Annotated in this window: 14 protein-coding genes; 9 read left to right on the forward strand and 5 right to left on the reverse strand. The window is 65.0% G+C overall.

Annotated elements, in window-relative coordinates; genetic code table 11:
- Window positions 1-103: 103 nt before the first annotated feature.
- From Q1V43_RS04655 to Q1V43_RS04675, 5 genes are all read left to right on the forward strand, one after another.
- Window positions 104-1177, forward strand: coding sequence for a cytochrome c peroxidase (locus Q1V43_RS04655; RefSeq protein WP_300514528.1), 1074 nt, complete (start codon window positions 104-106; stop codon window positions 1175-1177).
- 12 nt (window positions 1178-1189) lie between these two features.
- A complete protein-coding gene (locus tag Q1V43_RS04660) occupies window positions 1190-2317 on the forward strand; it encodes a cytochrome c peroxidase (RefSeq protein WP_300514530.1) in 1128 nt (375 codons plus the stop codon).
- A gap of 16 nt (window positions 2318-2333) precedes the next feature.
- Entirely contained in the window at window positions 2334-2921 is a 588-nt protein-coding gene (locus tag Q1V43_RS04665) for an arsenate reductase (azurin) small subunit (protein ID WP_300514532.1), read from the forward strand.
- A 12-nt stretch (window positions 2922-2933) separates the two neighbouring features.
- Window positions 2934-5615, forward strand: a complete 2682-nt coding sequence (locus tag Q1V43_RS04670) for an arsenate reductase (azurin) large subunit (RefSeq protein ID WP_300514535.1) — start codon at window positions 2934-2936, stop codon at window positions 5613-5615.
- Window positions 5616-5701: 86 nt separating this feature from the next.
- Window positions 5702-7843, forward strand: a complete 2142-nt coding sequence (locus Q1V43_RS04675) for a HEAT repeat domain-containing protein (RefSeq protein ID WP_300514538.1) — start codon at window positions 5702-5704, stop codon at window positions 7841-7843.
- A gap of 78 nt (window positions 7844-7921) precedes the next feature.
- On the opposite strand, the gene torT is transcribed toward Q1V43_RS04675, so the two are convergent.
- On the reverse strand, window positions 7922-8944 hold the full coding sequence (torT, locus tag Q1V43_RS04680) for a TMAO reductase system periplasmic protein TorT (RefSeq protein ID WP_300514541.1): 1023 nt from the start codon (window positions 8942-8944) through the stop codon (window positions 7922-7924).
- Between torT and Q1V43_RS04685 the strand changes: the two genes are divergently transcribed.
- Window positions 8895-11651 (forward strand): ATP-binding protein, encoded by a 2757-nt coding sequence (locus Q1V43_RS04685; protein WP_300514544.1) that lies wholly within the window; start codon window positions 8895-8897, stop codon window positions 11649-11651. The genes torT and Q1V43_RS04685 overlap by 50 nt on opposite strands.
- A gap of 3 nt (window positions 11652-11654) precedes the next feature.
- Here the strand turns inward: Q1V43_RS04685 and Q1V43_RS04690 are convergent, their stop codons facing one another.
- Window positions 11655-12359, reverse strand: coding sequence for a response regulator (locus tag Q1V43_RS04690; RefSeq protein WP_300514546.1), 705 nt, complete (start codon window positions 12357-12359; stop codon window positions 11655-11657).
- A 155-nt stretch (window positions 12360-12514) separates the two neighbouring features.
- On the opposite strand from Q1V43_RS04690, the gene Q1V43_RS04695 reads away from it, so the two are divergent.
- Together Q1V43_RS04695 and moaA are read left to right on the forward strand one after the other, a co-directional pair.
- A complete protein-coding gene (locus Q1V43_RS04695; protein WP_300514549.1) occupies window positions 12515-15190 on the forward strand; it encodes a molybdopterin-dependent oxidoreductase in 2676 nt (891 codons plus the stop codon).
- A gap of 102 nt (window positions 15191-15292) precedes the next feature.
- On the forward strand, window positions 15293-16300 hold the full coding sequence (moaA, locus tag Q1V43_RS04700) for a GTP 3',8-cyclase MoaA (protein WP_300514551.1): 1008 nt from the start codon (window positions 15293-15295) through the stop codon (window positions 16298-16300).
- Window positions 16301-16306: 6 nt separating this feature from the next.
- On the opposite strand, the gene Q1V43_RS04705 is transcribed toward moaA, so the two are convergent.
- The 3 genes from Q1V43_RS04705 to Q1V43_RS04715 all read right to left on the reverse strand — a co-directional run bounded on the left by Q1V43_RS04705 (window position 16307) and on the right by Q1V43_RS04715 (window position 18995).
- On the reverse strand, window positions 16307-17122 hold the full coding sequence (locus Q1V43_RS04705; protein ID WP_300514553.1) for a C40 family peptidase: 816 nt from the start codon (window positions 17120-17122) through the stop codon (window positions 16307-16309).
- Window positions 17122-18507 (reverse strand): M17 family metallopeptidase, encoded by a 1386-nt coding sequence (locus tag Q1V43_RS04710; RefSeq protein ID WP_300514556.1) that lies wholly within the window; start codon window positions 18505-18507, stop codon window positions 17122-17124. The genes Q1V43_RS04705 and Q1V43_RS04710 overlap by 1 nt, the downstream gene beginning before the upstream one ends.
- A 107-nt stretch (window positions 18508-18614) precedes the next feature.
- Window positions 18615-18995, reverse strand: coding sequence for a hypothetical protein (locus Q1V43_RS04715; protein ID WP_300514559.1), 381 nt, complete (start codon window positions 18993-18995; stop codon window positions 18615-18617).
- Window positions 18996-19138: 143 nt separating this feature from the next.
- Here Q1V43_RS04715 and Q1V43_RS04720 point away from each other — a divergent pair, with 143 nt between their 5' ends.
- A complete protein-coding gene (locus tag Q1V43_RS04720) occupies window positions 19139-19786 on the forward strand; it encodes a carbonic anhydrase (RefSeq protein WP_300514562.1) in 648 nt (215 codons plus the stop codon).
- Window positions 19787-19823: the final 37 nt, after the last annotated feature.

Genomic DNA, 19823 nt, shown 5'->3' on the forward strand with positions numbered 1-19823 from the left:
GCGCAGCAAGGGCGATGATGCTTCAGCCAGCGGAAACACATGGCCCTTGTCAAAAACCACGGTCGTCCAGCTGGCACGCCAGACGACCCGACAGGAGGCAACGATGATCCGAACACTCACCGTCATGGGGGCGTTGTTGGCGGGAACCGCCGCAATTGCCCAGGAGAGCGTTCCCATTCAGCCCATGGATGTGAACGCGGCGCGCGCCGAACTGGGCAAGCGCATGTTCTACGACCCGCGCCTGTCCGGCGACACCAGCCTGGCCTGCGCCAGCTGCCACGACCCGGCCAAGGCCTTTACCGACGGCAAGGCGCTGTCAGACGCCTATTCCGGTGCCTTACATTTCCGCAACAGCCCGACCCTGGCCAATGTCGGCTATCGCGCCGCCTGGATGCATGACGGCCGGCTGGGCACCAACCTGAACGATGTCGCGCGTGAGATGATCACCGAGACATATCTGATGAACATGGACATGCGCATCATGCAGGAACGCATGAAGCAGGATCCCAAATATGTCGAGATGTTTGCCGCGGCCGGCATGTCCGAGCCCTCGAACGGCGGGGCGCGCAATGCGCTGATGGACTTCATGAAGACCATCGTCTCGCGCGGTGCGCCGATCGACACCGGCGAACTGTCCGAGGCCGCCCTGCGTGGCCAGGCGATCTTTGAAGGCAAGGGCGCCTGTGCCTCCTGCCACTCGGGTCCGCGCTACACGGACGATCAGCCGCACAATACCGGCGTGGCAAACAACCCCGATATCTGGGCCGACCCGGAACGCCACTCTGCCTTCGTCACCTATGCCAAGTTCATGGGCGTCGAAAACTACATGAACCTGCGCGAGGACCTGGGCGCCTATATCCGCACCCACCAGGACGAGAACAAGCGCACCTTCCTGACGCCGACCCTGCGCGAGCTCAACTGGACCGCGCCCTACATGCACAACGGCACCATGGCGACGCTGGAAGAGGTCGTCGATTTCTATGACGCCGGTGGCGGGGACGATCCGCTGAAGGACGAGGCGCTGGCGCCGTTGGGCCTGACCGCCGAGGAAAAGACCGACCTGGTCGAATTCCTCAAGGCGCTCTCGGGCGAGAGCTTCGATGTCGACCAATACGTCTGGCGCGAGGACGACTTCGGATACGCGCTGATCGAAGACTGGCGCAACGCAACCAACTGAGGAGCCCGGACGATGAAACACACAACCGCAATCGCCTTCGGGATGGCCTTGGTGGCAACCCCGATCCTGGCCGACACGCCGCGCCCCGACGGGCTGGCGGCCCTCGGCGAACCGCCGATCCCGGCCTCAAACCCGCAGTCGCCCGAAAAGGTCGAGCTTGGCAAGATGCTGTTCTTTGACCCGATCCTGTCGGGCAACTACAACATGCCCTGCGCGTCCTGCCACCTGCCGGAGGCAGGGTGGGCCATTCAGGCCCCGATCAGCTTCGGCTATCCGGGCACGACCCACTGGCGCAACAGCCAGACGGTGGTGAACTCCGCCTATTACAGCAAGCTGTTCTGGGCCGGATCTTCCGGTTCGCTGGAACACCAGGCCCGGTCTGCCGCCCGTGGTGGCGTGGCTGGCAATGGCGAAGACGACATGATGGAAAGCCGCCTGGCCTTCGTGCCGGAGTATCGCGAACGCTTCAAGGACGTGTTCGGTGACGACTGGCCCAACATCCGCCACGCCTACGACGCCATCGCCGCCTTCGAACGCACCATCGTGCAGACCGACACGCCCTTCGACACCTACATGAACGGCGACGACACGGCCCTGACCGAACAACAGGTGCGTGGTCTGGATCTGTTTACCGGCAAGGCCGGCTGCAGCCAGTGCCACAGCGGCGCGCTTCTGACCGACGAGAAATATTACAACATCGGTGTTCCGGCCTATTCCGGTTGGGAAGAGGACGAGCTCGCGCAGATCACCTTCCGCTTCGAGCTCTATGCCAAGGGCGTGACGGAGGAGATGTACCGCTCGACCAAGGACGACCCGGGCCTGTATTTCCGCACCAAGGAGACCGCCGACAAAGGCAAATTCCGCACACCTTCCCTGCGTTACACGAAATACACCTATCCCTACATGCACAACGGGATGCTCGAAACGCTCGCAGACGTGGTGGAATTCTACAACCAGGGCGGCGGCGATAACGAATTCGCCGCGAACAAGTCCGACCTGATCCAGCCTCTGGGCCTGACCGATGACGAGAAGGCCGACCTGGTCGCCTTCCTGGAAAGCCTGTCGGGTGACGAGATCCTGATCGAGGAACCGGACCTGCCTGCAATGGAACCGCTGCCTGCCGCCATGGGCACGAACTGAAAAGGAGATGGGAGATATGAAAGACCTTGATCCCAAAATCGCCGCCTCGATCAACGGCGAGAACGGCGAAGCCCAGAAAGCGGGCACCCGCAAATGCCTGATGAACCGCCGGCAGTTCCTGCTGTCGTCGGGTCTGACCACCACGGTCGTGATGGTCGGCATCCCCGGCATGTCCGAGGCGGAAACGCCTGCGGTCGTGTCGACCTATCCACGCAAGCTGATCGGCAAACTGTCCGAGCTGAAGCAGGACGAACCGGTGACATTCGAATACCCGGACACCGGCGAATACGCCGAATCTATCCTGGTGAAACTGGGCACGAAGGCGGGGGGCGGCATCGGCCCGGACGGCGACGTGGTTGGCTTCAACTACACCTGCACCCACCAGGGCGGGCCGCTGCAGGGCACCTACAAGGCCGCCGACAAGGCGCTTGGGCCGTGCCCGTTGCACCTGACAACCTTCGACCTGACCCGCCACGGCATCTTCATCGCCGGGCAGGCCTACCAGTCGCTGCCGCAGGTGCTTTTGGAACTGGATGGCGACGACATTTACGCCGTCGGCATGTTCGGCCTGATCTATGGCCGCTTTGACAATCTTCAGGGCTGAGGAGGAACACAGATGTCCACACCATATTACATCCCCGAAGAAAGCGTACCGCTGCCGCCGCCGGATGCCGATGTCATCTCGACCGCCTGCGACTATTGCGTCGTTGCCTGTGGCTACAAGGTTTATCGCTGGCCCGTGAAGGGCGGCAAGGTGGGTGGCCCCGCCGCCGACCAGAACGCCTTTGGCGAGGACTTCCCGGTCGCGCCCCTGGGCCCCTGGGTCGCGCCGAACCAGCACAATATCGTGCTGCACAATGGCGAGCCGCATCACGTGGTGATCATCCCGGACAAGGACGCGGAATTCGTGAACCTGCTGGGCGACAGCTCGATCAGGGGCGGCGCGATTGCGCAGAAGGTCTACAACCCGCAGACCCCGACGCGCGACCGGCTGACCCAGCCCATGATTCGCATGTTCGGCGTCCTGATGCCAGTGACCTGGGACTTCGCGCTGGATATCGCCGCGGAGGTTGGCAAATACGTGCTCGAAAAGCACGGCACCAACTCCTACGGGGTAAAGATGTTCTCTTATGGCTTCATGGAGAACACCTACGCGATCACCAAATACGCGCTGGGCAATGTGCGCACCGCGAACTTCACCTTCCACGACACGCCGTCCGACGTGACCTCGACCCCGGGCTTCCGGGACGCGGGTTTCGACAACTTCGGCCCGTCCTATCAGGACTGGGCGGATGCGGACACCCTGCTGATGTGCGGCACGGATCCGTATGAGACCAAGACGATCCTGTTCACCGACTGGATCAAACCGGCCATCGAAAGCGGGCAGAAGGCGATCTTCATGCTGCCGCGCCGTTCGACCGGCACGGCCTTTGCCGAAGCCAACGGCGGCATGGTCCTGGACATCCAGCCGGGCACCGACCTTCCCGTCGTGCTGGCGATCGCCCGGGTGATCGTCGAAAACGGCTGGCAGGACAAGGAGTGGATCGAGAAGTGGGTGAACAACAAGTGGGAAAGCTCCTCGGGCTTTGGCCAGGGCACCCGCAATACCCCGTGGCAATGGCGCACGACCTGGGGCAAGTTCCAGACCGGCGGCTATGACGACTGGGTCAAGTGGCTGATGGAGCAGGACTATGCCGTGCCCGAAAAAGCCGCGGAAATCGCCGATATCGACGTGCAGAAGATCTATACGGCCGCCGAATGGATGGCGAAACCGCGCGAAGACGGCTCGCGGCCCAAGACCTCGATCATGATCGAAAAGGGCTTCTACTGGTCCAACAACACCGGCAACACCCAGGCGATTTCCTCGCTGGGCATCACCGTCGGCGCCGGTGGGCGTCCGGGTCAGGTGATCGGTCGAGCCGGCGGGCACCAGCGTGGCGGTCTGCGTGGCGGTGGTTATCCCCGCAACAAGTCGCCCGAGAAACTGCCCGGCCGCCGTCGCCGCGCCATGGATACCGACCGGTACTTCATGGCAGGCCACACCCGGCTGGCCCATGTGATCGGCGCCACCTGGGTGCAGGCCATGGCCGGATCGCAGTCTTTGCAGGCCAAGTTCGAGGAACAGACCGTGCGCAACCCGCACCAGGTCATGTCCTTTGACAAACAGGAGATCATCGACACCCTGAAGGCCCGCGCCGACAGTGGCGGTACGGTGGTCTGGGATCAGGACATCTACCTGGTCGATCCGATCGGCGCCCGCTATGCCGACATCGTCTTCCCGGCCGCCGGCTGGGGCGAGGACACATTCACCCGCGCAAACGGCGAACGCCGCCTGCGCCTGTACCCGAAGTTCTACGACGCGCCGGGCGAGGCGAAGCCGGATTGGTGGATCATCGCCCAACTGTCCAAGCGGATGGGATACGAAGGGTTCGACTGGCAGAACTCGAACGACGTGATCGAGGAAGGGGCGCGCCATTCGCGTGGCTCGCGCAAGGACTTCAACATGGTCCTCGTCGCGGCGAAACGCGAAGGCAAGACCCTGCACGAGAAGATGGGCGAGTTCGGCACCAACGGCATTCAGGGCCCGGTCCTGATGCTCGACGATGGCTCGCTTGTCGGCACCAAACGTCTGCATGATACAACGCGGAAATTGCCGGAAACCGGCCCCGCGGCAGGGAACATGTTCAACAAGAAACTGACCCACTTCAACTCGCAGACCGGCAAGTGCAACATCCAGAAAGCACCGTGGAGCCTGTTCAGTTCCTACTGGGAATGGCTCAAGCCACGCGTGGAGAAAGACGAGATCTGGATCTCCTCGGGCCGCATCAACGAACGCTGGCAGTCGGGTTACGACGACCGCCGCCGCCCGTATATCGTGCAGCGCTGGCCCGAAAACTGGATCGAACTGCATCCCGATTTCGCCGCCAAACACGGCATCGAAAGCGGCGACTACGTGCAGGTCTATTCCGACCGGATCCCGGTGCAGAAGGACACGATCGTGGGTGTGGAAGGCGATGACTTCGACTTCGCCAGCCTGATGAAGAACGGCCATATCGAGCTGACCAAGGCCTCGATCACCGCCGTCGCCATCGTCACCCCGGCGGTCAAGCACAACATGGGCTACATGGACTTTTTGCACACGTCCCAGCCCGCCAACGCCCTTGCAGGCCGCGTGGTCGACTGGATCAGCGGCAACTACAACTACAAGATGGGCGTCGGCAACGTGCGCAAGATCGGCGAGAGCCCGTACAAGACGGAGATGCGCTCGATGTCCTTTGCACGGCGCGACATCGCCTGAGACAAGCCGGTGTCCGGGGGCAACCCCGGGCACCGCCCCCCCCCGTTGCAGAAATTCCCGTCCAGATGACCTTCAGGAGACCCCAGATGCTGAAACGCGCGACCCAGGCGAGCCCGGATTTCGATCCCGTCCCGACCCTTCTGCATCACCTTCAGACCGGCGATGACGTGATCCGCACCGATGCGGTACGTGCCCTGGCCGTGCAGGCGCCGGGGGACGAGCGCGTGCGCCTCGCCCTGATCGGGGCCCTGCTGGACGAAGACCCCGACGTGCGGTCCGACGCGATGGACGCGCTGCCGCAGTTTGCCCAGCCCGAGGATGCCGATCGTATCCGCGAGAACCTGATAGGCGACCCGGTGCGCGAGGTGAAACTGGCCGCCATCGAACTGCTGGCAGACCTGGACGACAAGGCGTCCGTCCCGCTTCTGCGCAGGCTGGCGCTCAGCCGCTGCGAAGACGAAGTCGCCTGGGAAGACGAAATCGGCCTCTGGGACGAATGGCTGGAAATCCAGACCGCCGCGATCCGCGCGCTTGGCCGTCTTGGCGCAAAGGAGGCCATCGAAGACATCCTGTGCGCCCGCGACGATGAATACGGCCAGAACCTGGACCTGCCGATCTGCGAGGCCCTGTCCGGCATGGGCGAAGCCGGCATGGTCTGGCTGCTGGCCATGGCGCAGACCGAAGGCGGTCTGCCGCGAAAACGCGCGTTGGAGGCAATGGCCAAGCTCGATGCCGATGCCCTGAGACCGCACCTGGATTTCCTGCTCGGCGACGACAATGCCGAGGTGCGCCGCCTGGCCCTGCCGCTGCTGGCGGCCGATGACGACCGCGCGGGCTATCTGGCACTGAAGGACGCCGACCCTGCCCTGCGCGCCGCGGCGCTGGCCCATGCCGCACCGGCCCGGCCCGAGCTTGCGGTCTCCGCCCTCTCCGATCCGGAACCCCCGGTTCAGGCTGCGGCGCTGGACCATCTGCAACTGCCCCTCTCGCCCGAACTGGCCGAGGTGCTCTCTGCCAACATGCAGGCCTGGCTTCTGACTGACCACGGCGTGCTGGCCTCCGCCGTGGCCCGCAATTGGGTACGCCTGATCGACGGGGCCACTCCGGAACCGCTGGAAATGCTTCTGCGCAATGGCGACCAGCCTCTGGACGCCCGAATTGCGGCAATCGAAGCCCTGGACGCGCTACAGGATGAAGGCGCGACCGAACGGCTGGTCGACCTTTTGACCAACCCCGCCCAGCAGGTGCGCATGGTGGCCCTGACCTGCCTGGTTGCCCGCGCAGACAAGGGCGACGACATTGCCCTGGACGCACTGGAGGCCGCCGCGACGAATAGCCTGATCGCTCCCGAACCCGCCGCTGTGCCCGCCCCCCTGCCGGATGGCGACGAGGTGCCCCGCCTGCGCATCGACGCCGAGGGGCAGATCACCACCACGAGCGAAGAGGCGGGCCCTGCGCCCATGTCGACCCTCGAGGCGATCCAGATCAACCGGCTGGCAAAGCCCGAAAGCACCGAGGGTGGCAAGGACGCCACCGGCCCCGACGACAGCAAGGGCAACAAGGGCAACAAGGGCAAGCGGCGGCGCAGCGTCGAAGGGCCTGCCGAGATCGGTGAGGACCTGGCCCGGGTCAGCCTGGGTCTGATCAGCACGCTTGTCAGCGACCGTATCGGCGTCGTCATCCGCACCATGACCGAGGTCGGACAGGACACCCTGCGTACCGCCGCCTATCAGGCACTGGCCGCCCGGATCGACGCAGGCCTGGCCAACGAGGCCGACCTGCCGCGCCTGCGCACCGGGTTGATGGACCGGCTGGAGCGCGTGCGCGGCCTCTGTGCCCGCCTGGCGGTGGCCTACCCCGCCCTGCACCCGGCCCTGGCCCAGCGCATGGACGACCCGGACGCGCTGGTGCGCGCCCAGGTGGTGGCGGTGCTGGAAGATCCCGAAGCGCTCGGCGCCGCGCTGGGGGATCCGGACGCCCGCGTGCGCGCCGCCGCCCTGACCCGGCTGGCAGCCGACCTGGACGCAAGCACCGACAAGGACGCCGCCGCCGCGCTGTTGAAACCTCTTCTGAGCGCCGAGGCGATCGAAACGCTGGCGCTGGCCCTGACCCTGTCACCGATGCTCCGGGCAGAGGCGCTGGCCCGGCTGGCAGAAGAGGCGTTGCCCAAACGGCGGCAGCACGTGCTTCTGCAGGCCTTCGCCGGCGGCATGGCAGGCCAGAGCTGACTCCGGCGGCTCTGCCCCCCTACCCCCTGTTGTAGCGCCGCAGACAGCGGCGCTACTCAACTTGAGGAATGCGCTGACCTATTCGATGGGAAGTTTGAAATCGGCTGGCGAAAGCGTGATTTCCCCCGCCTTGGCCGCATCGGCATCTATCAGGCGAATGACCGGCCCCCGTGTGCCTTCGCTGCGCTGTCCCGCCATGGCCTCCAGCGCCATGCGCACACCGATGCGCCCTTGCTCGACCGGATCGTCAAAAGGCACGGCCACAACCTGCCCATTGCGCAATCCCCGCCGCACCGAGTGGCTGATATAAGTCGCGATCAGCTGCGGAAAGTCACCGTCGGATCGCGCGGCAAGCCCCATGGCCCCTTCGACCGCCGGCGCCGTGCCGACCAGGTAGTCGATCCCCGGCGCCTGGCGCAGCACGAACTCGACCTCGCGCAATTGCTCGCGCAATCCGCTGTCGGCATGGCGTGTGACAACGATCTCGGCCGCTGATCCGGCCAGCCCGGCGCGCAACCCCCCTTCCAGCAGGGGCGACCAGCCACTGTCTTCGGGCCCGGTCACGAAACCAATGGTCACAGGGGCGGTTCCCGACGGGTGGCGGGTGGCCAGAAAATCCCCCACCGCACGTCCCATATCGCGCCAGTCGACCCCGATCGCCCCGGCCAGGTCCGGTGCACGAAGCTCGTTCACAAGGGCCAAAACCGGCATTTCGCGCGCTGAGCGGGCCACGGCCTCCAACAGCGATGGATCATCCGCCGAGACGGCGCCCAACAGCACCGCCCCCGCGCCCCGCGCGCGGCAGGTGTCCAGAAGGGCGACCTGACGGTCCAGCGCGTGGTAGCCGCCACTTTCATGGATCAAAAGCTCGGCCCCGGTCCGGCGCGCCTCTTCGCGCAGGCCAAAGCCGACGCTGAGCCAGTATTCATCCTTGAAATGCGGCACCACGATGCAGATCGGCTGCGCCTGTTGCGCACCTTCGGCCTCCACGGCGTCCGGCGGGGCATAGAGCCCGATTGCAGCCGCCACGGCCAGCGCATAGGCTCGCCCCATGCGACGTACCCGGTTCGACCAACAGCTTTTGCGGGTCTTCAGTTTCATCTTGGCCCTGTCGATCCTTGTCAGCCTGGTGGCGCTTGGATCGAACAGATACCTGTCTGGCCAACAGCGCGCCTTGATTCAGAACAACCTGCCAGCGGCCGCAACCGCCCGCAAGATCGCCGACGAAAGCGCGTTTGTGGCTGCCGTTGCCCCGGCTTTCGCCGAATTGGGCAACGCCGAAGAATTGCGCGCCCTTGTGGGGTCGCTCGAGGCACAGCTGGACGCGCTTGGCGCCGACTTTGCCGCGCTCGGACCGGTCAGGACGCCGCCACCCTCGCTGTCCCGGCTGGGCGACCTCGTGGCTCAACTGGCCGACACGACCCGTCAACGGTTGGAGGCCGAGGACCATATCACCCGTGACCTGGACATGATCCGTCGTGTTACCGCCGAATTGCAGGCCCTTCTTGGCGCCGAGCTGGACATCGCCCGCGTCCGCGTGACCGCAACGATTTCGGACATGTATGAACAGGAAAGCACGGACCGGCGTGCCATGCTGGACGCGTTGGCGGACCGGGATTTCTTTGCATATGACCGACAGGTCGAACTGGGCCGGGCGGTGGATCGCATCGGCAGCCTTCTGTTACAGGTTGAAACCCTGCGCAGCCCGGAGCAGGTGTCGATCCAGACCCGGCGGGTCTCGGCCGAACTGACGACAGCACGCGGGCGGTTGAGCTATCTCGCCTCCGCCTCGGCCCGGGTGCGAGCGGAGGAGCTGCTGGCCATGCTCGCACGGGAACTGACCGGTTCCGGCAGTTTCGCAACGCAGCTCACCCGATTGGAAGCCGAAACACAGGCCGAGGTCTCCCTCGCGGACGTCCGGCGCGAGGTCATCGCGCTGACCGAGTTTTCGCAATCCCTGCTGACCCAGCTCAGCGCGGAGGCCGTAACCTCGCAGGCCCGCACCGAAGCCCTGTCACGCCAGTTGGCCGCGGGGCTTGCGCTTCTGCTGATCCTGGCCTCGGGTGCCGCCGTTGTGACGTGGCAATATGCCCGCCGGCAGGTTGTGGGACGGCTGCGCGGCGTGGCCGAACATATCGAAGCGCTGGCGGGGGAGGATTACGGGCGTGACATTCCCGTGTCCGGCCCGGACGAAATCGGCGAGATGGAGCACGCTCTGCACATCCTGCGGACCCGCGCCGCCCACGCCCGCGAGTTGCGTGACCAGCTCGAAGACACCGTGCGTCAACGCACCGGCGACATCGTGACCGAGATGAAGGCCCATGACGCCGCGCGCGCCGAGGCCGAGGCCGCAAACCGCGCCAAGTCGGAATTCCTTGCGATGATGAGCCACGAGATCCGCACCCCTCTGAACGGCATCATCGGCATGTTGCGCCTGATGGAAAGCGACAGTCCCCGGGTGCCGCCACGCCTTGTCACGGCGCGCGCTTCCGCCGAACAGCTGCTGGGGCTGACCAACGACCTTCTGGTCTACGCCTCGACCGAACAGGCGAAGCTGGCCAACGACCCGGTGCATTTCGATCTGCGCGCGCTGATCGGGCAGCTCGGCACCTATCTGGCCGTGAACGCCGAAGCCAAGGGGCTGGAGCATGATGTCAGCGCCGCCCCGGACCTCCCCCCGGCCCTGTTTGGTGACGTGGCCAAGATCCGTCAGGTCCTGGTGAACCTTCTGTCCAATGCGACGAAATATACCGAAACCGGGCGCGTCGCGCTGCAGATCGACCACGTATTGGACCCGGAGCGCGGTCACGTGCTGTCCTTTGCCGTGCAGGACACCGGGATCGGCATTGCCGAGAAGGACATGGATTACATCTTTGACGCCTATGGCCGCACCGATCGCGGACGGCTGGCGGATATCCAGGGCATGGGCCTGGGCCTGTCGATCTCGCGCCGACTGACCGAAGTGATGGGCGGGCTGCTCAGCGTCGAAAGCGCGCCGGGCGAAGGCGCGCGATTTACCCTGACCCTGGCCCTGCCGCCGGGCGACCTGGCCCGTGTCCCCCAGCTTGCCGAACACGCGGTGCGCGCGGATCTGGGCAAGTCCGTCCTGCTGGTCGAGGACAATCCGGTGAACCGCATGGTCGCGCGGGGCTATCTGGACCGGCTGGGCTGCCGGGTCGAAGAGGCCGAGAATGGCGCAACAGCGCTGAAGCTGGCCCGCACGGGGGCCTTCGACGTGGCGCTGCTGGACATCGACCTGCCTGACATGGGCGGCGACGAGGTGGCGCGGCATCTGCAGGCGGATCTCGATCCGCCGCCCCGACTGGTGGCGCTGACCGCACACCACCTGCAGGACACGCCAGAAGAACGGGCGCGTCTGGGAGTGGAACGGGTGCTCACCAAGCCGATCTCGCCACGGCTGCTGCACGAGGTGCTTGAAGGTGGCGAGGTTGCTCTCACCAACCCGGAAACCCGGGCCGGGCTTGCCGGGGATATCGAGGACCTCGGCGTCGAGGAAACCGCGGCCATTCTGGCACAGTTCCTTGCGCAGATGGATCAGACGCTGCCGGACTTGCGGGCCGCAGCCGAAGCCGGGGACCATGAGACCGTGCGCAAGCTCGCCCATCGCCTGAAAGGGGCCGCGGCAAACTTCCACCTCACGGACCTGTGCGGAGCCCTGGGGGAGATCGAAGCACAGGCCAGGAGCGGAGGAGACCTGTCGGGGATCGGCGCGGCGCTGACCGAGACCGCCAGGGCAGCCTTGGCGCAGCTCAGGACAACAGCGGGAGAGCTGGGATTGAACAGCTAGGCCTCAGCTGCCGTCTTCCACAAACAGGTACCCCTCGCCATGCACGGTGATGATCCAGTCGGGCCGCGTCGGGTCCGGCTCGATCTTCTTGCGCAGGCGTCCGACCAGCACGTCGATGGTCCGGTCCTCGGGCGCGCCCTGCCGGTGTTGGGTCATTTCCAGCAGGCGGTCACGCGACAGGATCACGCCGGGGTGACGCATGAAGGCGTCCAGCAGGTCGAATTCGGCGCGGGTCAGGGGTTCGACGCGCCCACCGTCGGCTTCGAGCCGCCGCCGTGACCGGTCAAGGGTCCATGCGCCGACCCGCGCGGTGGCCACCGGTGCCGGGGTCGCAGTCTTGATCTGGTCGATGCGCATGAGAAGGTTCTTCACCCGGGCAAACAACTCACGCTTGTCGAAGGGCTTTGTGACATAGTCATCCGCCCCCATTTCCAGCCCGACGATGCGGTCGACCTGATCGTCGCGGCTAGTCAGCAGGATGATGCCCGCGTTCGAAGCCGCCCGCTGCTCGCGGGTGATGGTCAGCCCGTCCTTGCCATCCAGGTTGATGTCCACCAGCAGCAGGTCCGCCGGATCGCGCACCAGGATCGCCTCCATCTGGGCGGCGTCCTCGGCCTCGCTGACCCGGTACAGTTGCTTGCGAAGCGCGCCCGCCAGACGGCGACGGGTCACGGCATCGTCTTCTACAATGACGATATGCTGGCTCATCTCATCCCCTCGTAGCCTGTTTCAAACCGGCCCGGAACGCATCTTTACATTCTTTTACAAACTCGAACAGCCCGTTCATGCCCGGCGAAAGACCGGTTCACACCGCGTGCCTAGGGTTGGGGCCAGACACATGCTCAGACTCCATGGAGGACACCATGACACTCACCACCCCGACCCGCCGAGCCTTCCTGCAAGGGGGCGCCGCCTTCTTCGGCTCCGCCAGCCTGATGGGATCCACCGCATTGGCCTCGATCGACCCGAACAGCTTCGCGGGCCGTACCTTCCATGCCAGCCACTACGGCCCGTTCGAAGCCGTGGTCCGCGACGGCAAACTGGTCGGCATCAACGCGATGATGGAACTGGACGCCCGCCCGACCGAGATGCTGACCTACGGCGTCATGGACCGCACCTATGACAAGACCCGCGTCAACTACCCGATGGTGCGCAAGTCCTACCTGGAAGGCTGGGAAACCGGCGACACCAAGCCCGAACTTCGCGGCAAGGAGGAATGGGTCCGCGTCGATTGGGACACCGCCTGGTCGCTGGCCGCCAAGGCCTTGCTGGACACCGCCACCAACCACGGCAACGAAGCCATCTTCAGCTCGTCCTACGGTGGCTGGTCGAACGCGGGCGTGTTCCGGCCCAACGTGCTTCAGGGGCGCCTGATCAACCTCATGGGCGGCTGCACCAACACCGCGGGCGACTGGTCCGCCGGCGCCGGCCAGGTCCTCATGCCGCGCATTATCGGCGACATGGAAGTCTATTCGGCCCAATCCGCCTGGGAAACCATTCGCGACAACACCGAGGTCTTTGTGTTGGTCGGCTGTGACCCGATCAAGAACAACCGTATCGAATACCGCGTCGCCGACCACGGCATGTATGCCCATTGGGAAGAGATTCGCGACAATGGCGTCAAGTTCATCTCGATCAACCCGCAGCGCACCGCCTCGGACGAGTACCTGAACGCCGAACTGACCCGGATCATCCCCAACACCGACACTGCACTGTTCCTGGCCATGGCCTATCACGCGCTGGAAATGGGCTGGGACGACAAGGAGTACATGGCGAAATACACCGTCGGATCCGACAAGTGGATTGCCTATGTGAAGGGCGAAACCGACGGCACACCGAAAACACCTGCCTGGGCCTCGAAGATCACCGGGATCGACGAACAGCAGATCAGGGATCTGTGCGAAACCATCGCCACCTCGAACACCGCCATCGCGGGGTCCTGGGCCATTCAACGCGCCCAGCACGGCGAAATGGCCTACTGGTCGATCGTCAACTTCCAGGCCCTTCTGGGCAAGATCGGCAAACCGGGCCAGGGTGTCGGCTTCAGCTGGCACTATGGCAACGGCGGCATGCCCCAGGGCGGCAACGCCACCCCGGTCGGCTTGAGCCAGGGCCGCAACTTCGTCAAGAAGATCGTGCCCGCCTCGCGCATCACGGAAGCGCTGGAAAACCCCGGCAAGGAGTTCTTTTACAACGGGTTGAACAACGTCTACCCGGACATCAAGATGATCTTCAACGCCGGCAACAACTTCATGTCGCACCAGCAGGACACCAACCGGCTGATCCGTGCGCTGCACAAGGTCGAGACCATCGTCTGCGTCGATGTCTGGTGGACCGCAGCGACCCGCTGGTCCGACATCGTCTTCCCGGCTTCCTCGACCCTGGAACAGGACGACATCACCTCGGGCGGCACCTATTCGAACGACCGCGTCTACGCGATGAAGAAGGTGATCGAACCGATTGCCGACAGCAAACCGGACTACGAGATCTTTGAAGGTCTGGCCGACAAGCTGGGGCTCTGGGCACAGTTCACGGACGGCGAAGACAAGATGTATCACATCAAGAACGCCTACGAGGCCTCGGGCGCCGCGAAAGAGATCCCGTTCGAAGAGTTCTGGGAAAAGGGCTACGCCCGCATGCCGGTGCCGGCAGAAGCCCGCAAATGGACCCGTCACGGCGCCTTCTACGAGGACCCAGAGGCGAACCCGCTGCATACGGCCTCGGGCAAGGTCGAGATGTTCAGCGAATCCATCGCCGACATGGACCTCGACGACTGCCCCGGCATGCCGATGTGGATGGAGAAACACGAATACCTCGGCAACGCCAGGGAAGGCCAGTTGCACGTTGTCTCGCCCCACCCGTGGTTCCGTCTGCACAGCCAGATGGCGAACTCGGAACGGCTGCGCGACCTCTACATGGTGCAGGGCCGCGAACCGGTGCGCATCAACGCAGAAGACGCCGCCAAGCGTGGCATCGAAGACGGCGACCTGGTCGAGCTTTACAACAAGCGCGGCACGGTCATCGCGGGTGCCGTGGTGTCCGACGACATCATGCCCGGCGTGGTCTCGATCTATGAAGGTGGCTGGCCGCAGCTGGACAGCAAGGGCCGCGACAACTCGGGGCTGGCGAACTTCCTGACCTCGACCCAGCGGGCCTCGGGGCTGTCGGAGGCGACCACGGCCAACACCACGCTGATCGAGATGCGCAAATGCGTGGATCCGGAAGGCCCGAACATGGCCTACCACCCGCCGGCGATCATCGAAGACATGGACGTGGCCGGGATCGACAGCGACAAGCTGGGGCTGGAGCGGCTGGAGGCGCTGACAGCCGCGCTCTATGCCGACATGACCCCGGGCGAGAAAGTGTTCTTCGAACGCTGCTCGGTCTGCCACGCCCCGCGTGAAGTCACCCACTACACGCAGCAGCAGTGGAAAGGCATCGTGCCCTCGATGTTCGAACGGGCCGGTCTGGAAGACAGCGAACGCGAGCTTGTGATGGACTATCTGATGAAGAACGCCGCGGACGCCGTGGCCCAATGACAAGACGGGTGGCCCTTTGGGGCCACCCTCACTCCCGGAGACCGGTGGTTGGCCCTGCGTCCCTTGGCTGGCCACCGGTTTTCTCACCCGACGGAGGAAGACATGCCCTTTGATGCTTCTCCCACCCCGCTGATCGACGGTTTTGGCCGCCCTGTCACCTACCTGCGCCTGTCAGTCACCGACCGCTGCGACCTGCGCTGCCGCTACTGCATGCCCGAACGCATGAAGTTCCTCCCGAAAAAGCACATCCTGTCGCTGGAAGAGATGGCGCGCATTGCCGGGCTGTTCATTCATCATGGCGTGTGCAAGATCCGCCTGACCGGTGGCGAGCCGCTGGTGCGCGAGGGGGTCATATCGCTGATCGAGGCCCTGGGGCAGCATGTTGACAGCGGCGCGCTGGACGAGCTCTGCCTGACCACCAATGGCACACTTCTGGCCCGCCACGCGGAAGGGCTGATCGCCGCCGGGGTACGGCGGGTGAATGTCTCTCTCGATACGCTGGATGCTGCACGGTATCGCCACGTTACCCGGTTGGGCGATCTGGACCGTGTGCTGGAAGGTCTGGAGGCCGCGCAGGCGACCGGGCTGAAGATCAAGCTCAATGCCGTGGCCAGCCGCGGCGCCTTCGAAGAGGAGCTGGACGACCTGATCCGCTTTGCCCATAGGCGCGGCATGGACCTGACCCTGATCGAGGAAATGCCTCTGGGCGACACCGGCCGCGACCGGGATGCCAATTTCCTGCCGCTCTGGCAGTTGCGCCGCGAGCTGGAAAAACGCTGGACACTCGATCCGGTTCCCCTGTCCACCGGTGGCCCGGCAAGGTTCGTGCAAATCCGCGAAACCGGCGGGCGCTTGGGCTTCATCACGCCGATGAGCTGCAATTTTTGCGCCCTGTGCAACCGCGTGCGCCTGTCGGCCACAGGCAAGCTCTATCCCTGCATGGGCCACGAGGGGGCCAGCGACCTCCGGGCCGCGCTGGCCGGTGGTGACGCCGAAGTCATGCGCGCCATCCGGCACACCATCGCCCGCAAACCCGAGCGGCATGACATGGTTGGAAACAGCGGGCAAAGCCAGGGGTTGGCCCGGCACATGTCGGAACTTGGTGGCTGACCCCGCTCAGAGCCGCCGCCGCGCAGTCACCGGCCCATCGCCCTGCGTTTCGATCCGGGAAATCGCCTCCTCGATCCCTTCATAGGCCACCGCCATGTGATGCGCGTTTGCGTGAATGATGCGGTCTGCATCCACCACCATCGCAACGTGGCCCTTCCAGAACAGGAGGTCGCCGCGTTGCAGGGTGCCATCCATCTCCCGACCCAGCCCTTCCTGCATGTCGCTGTCACGCGGGCAGGCCCGTCCAGCCGCCCGGAGAGCCAGTTGCACCAGCCCCGAGCAGTCAATGCCGGACCCGCTGTTGCCCCCCCACAGATAGGGCGTGCCCAGAAAACTCTCGGCCACGGACACCGCATCCCCGGCCACATGGGACAGAGGCGCTATATGCTGGAACGGAACAAACCCGCCCCCGGCCAGTTCGGCAAAGCCTCCGACCTCGCCAGTCACGTCCAGTTCACAGAAGAAGCTCAGGCAGGCCGTTTCACGACTTTTCAAGTCGGGCCGCAGGTAAATGTGGCTCTGGCGTGCCGTCACCCGGTGGGTCGCAGCCCCACCTGCGACAACGGCCCCTTCGGGCAGATAACCCGCGTAGCCGTCCACCGGGTCGAAGCCGAAAGCCCAACCGTCATGGACTTCCAGCACGGTGAACGCCTGACCCAATAGCATCTGCTTGTCCCTTGCCCCATTCGGATCGGCGCAGAGATCGGCAACGGGGTGGGCGACGCGCATAGTGTCTCCGCGCACCAGGCGCAGCCCGGGCGGCGGGGCCTCCATGCCCTCGAAAGCCACGCGCCCGTTCGCCGGGGTGAGACGCCGGTCCATCACAGGCCCAAAAGCACCGGCAAAGCGGCCAGCACCGCCCGCGCGCCCATGCCGACGCCGCCTTTCGGTCGGCCCGGCGCGGCGGTGGGGTTCCAGCCGTAGATGTCGAAATGCGCATAGCGCGGTGTTTCCGTCACGAAGCGGCGCAGGAACAGGGCCGCCGTGATCGACCCCGCAAAGCCGCCCTTGGGCGCGTTGTCCAGATCGGCGATGCCCGGTTCGATCATCTTCTCGTAAGGATCCCAGAACGGCATTTCCCAGACCGGGTCGGCCACGCGGGGGGCGGCGGTGCGGATCGCCTCGGCCACCGCCGGATCTGTCGCGTAAAAGGGCGACAGGTCCGGCCCCACCGCCACGCGGGCAGCCCCGGTCAGCGTGGCCATCGACAGGATAAGGTCGGGCTGTTCCTCGTCCGCCAGAGCCAGTGCATCGGCCAGCACCAGCCGGCCTTCTGCATCGGTATTGTTGATCTCGACCGTCAGCCCCTTGCGCGAGGTCAGGATGTCGCCGGGCCGGATCGCGTCCGAGGCGACCGAGTTCTCGACCGCCGGGATCAGCACGCGCAGTTGCAGGGGGAGGTTCAGCGCCATGATCATGCGCGCGAGCCCCAGCACCGTGGCCGCACCTCCCATGTCCTTCTTCATCAAGCCCATCGAGCCGCCGGGTTTCAGGTTCAACCCGCCCGTGTCGAAACAGACCCCCTTGCCGACCAGGGTCAGGCGTGGCCCGTCAACGCCCCAGCGCATGTCGATAAGGCGCGGCGCGTGGGGACCGGCGCGCCCCACCGCGTGCACCATCGGGAAGTTGTCATCCAACAGTCCGCCGCCGGTGATCACCGTAACCTCGGCGCCGAATTCGCCCGCCAGATCGCGTGCCGCCTTATCGAGCTGCACGGGCCCCATGTCGGAGGCCGGTGTGTTGATCAGGTCGCGGGTCAGCGCCTCGCCGGCCGCGATCGCCTCGATCCGGTCTGCATCCACGCCCGCCGGGGCGACCAGATTGGCCTTCGGGCCGGGTTGGTCCCGGTAGCGGTCAAAGCGATAACCGGCCAGCAGCCAGCCCAGCGTGGCTTCTTCCAACGCGTCGCCGGTCAGGTCGGTTTCCAGCCGCCAGGTGCCTTCGGGCAGTTTCGCCCGCGCCGCTGCAAGACAGAACCTTTGCCGCGCCCGCGCCTTGGCATCGCCATAGCCGACCAGCGCCCCGACCGGTTTGCCATCGGCACCGGGCAGCACGACCACCCCGCCAAGTTCAGCCTTGAACCCCTGCGCCTCGGCCCAGGCGCGAGACGCCGGATCGAGCCCTTCCAAAGTGGTCGCCAGCCCGGCTTTTTCAACCACGTGGAGCGGCAAGGCATCTTCGGAGGGAGAAGCGAAAGTCAGGGTCATGGCGGCCTCGTATGAACAGTTTCGCTCAGACTACAGCGGTGGTCGGGGGTCGCAAGCGCCCCCTGCATCTTTCCACCTGTCTGCCGCGAAAACCGAAGCCCGGTGGGTCAGACGGGAATATCCTGGATGTCCCACACCGCCATCAGGCTGCTTTCGCCGATCCGCCCCAGCCGCGCCATGGCGGCGCAATAGGCGGCACCGTCGGTGGTATCGGAGAGCTCCTGCACGTCGCGGGCCACACGGGCCAGGGTGGTCATGCCGATCTGTTGCGCGATCGAGACGACCCCCTTCACGCCCTTCTGCACGTCGATCATGCGGCCCGCCCTGTGGTGTTTTTCGACCCGCGCAAGCGCGACGGCCAGTTCCTCCAACGCATGGTTCACCAGCTTGTCCGCCCCGGCGGGTCCAAGCTGCACGTAGAGCACTTCCAGTTGGTCCCGGTCCAGCCGGGCTTTCTCGTCAAGCGTCAATTGCACAATCGCATTCACGATCACACCCCATAGTCTTGTCCCTCTTGCCTGCAGAGGATGCAGCCGTTGAACATAAGAAAAGGTTTATTGCAGGCACAGAAATCACTCGAATTTCACGCAAATGCCCCTTAAAACCGGTCGGAACAAACTCGGAGGAGAACATGAACCACGCGCGCCCCCTTCCCGCCTACCTTGTCCAACGGTATGAGGGCTGGAAAGCCACCGGATATGCCGAGAACCAGGCCTGGTATCGCCGCCTGTCCAGCGAAGGCCAGCGCCCACGCGCCATGGTCATATCGTGCTGCGACTCCCGGGTTCACGTGACATCGATCTTCGGCGCCGATCAGGGCGAGTTCTTCATCCACCGCAACATCGCCAACCTGGTGCCGCCCTATGCGCCCGATGGCGACCACCACGGCACGTCTGCGGCGGTTGAATATGCCGTGACCGCGCTGAAAGTCACCCACCTGATCGTCATGGGCCATTCGCAGTGTGGCGGTGCCCACGGGTTTCACGAGATGTGTCACGGGCGGGCGCCCGAGCTTGCCTCGGACACCAGCTTCGTCGGCCGGTGGATGGACATCCTGCGCCCCGGGTTCGACCGGTTGGGCGGTGTCGAGGCCACGATGGAGCCCAAGACCCTGGAACAGGAGGGCGTCAAGCTGTCGCTCGAAAACCTGATGGGTTTCCCCTTCGTGCGCGAAGCCGTCGAGGCCGGCACCCTTTCGCTGCACGGGCTCTGGACCAATATCGGCGAAGGGGATCTGGAGTATTACGACGCCGAGACGGGGGCGTTTCAGCCCGTCTGATCCACGCGCCCTGCGGCGCGGGAGGTGACATGTGTTG

Source organism: Aliiroseovarius sp. (assembly GCF_030148435.1).
GTDB lineage: Bacteria > Pseudomonadota > Alphaproteobacteria > Rhodobacterales > Rhodobacteraceae > JASBTN01.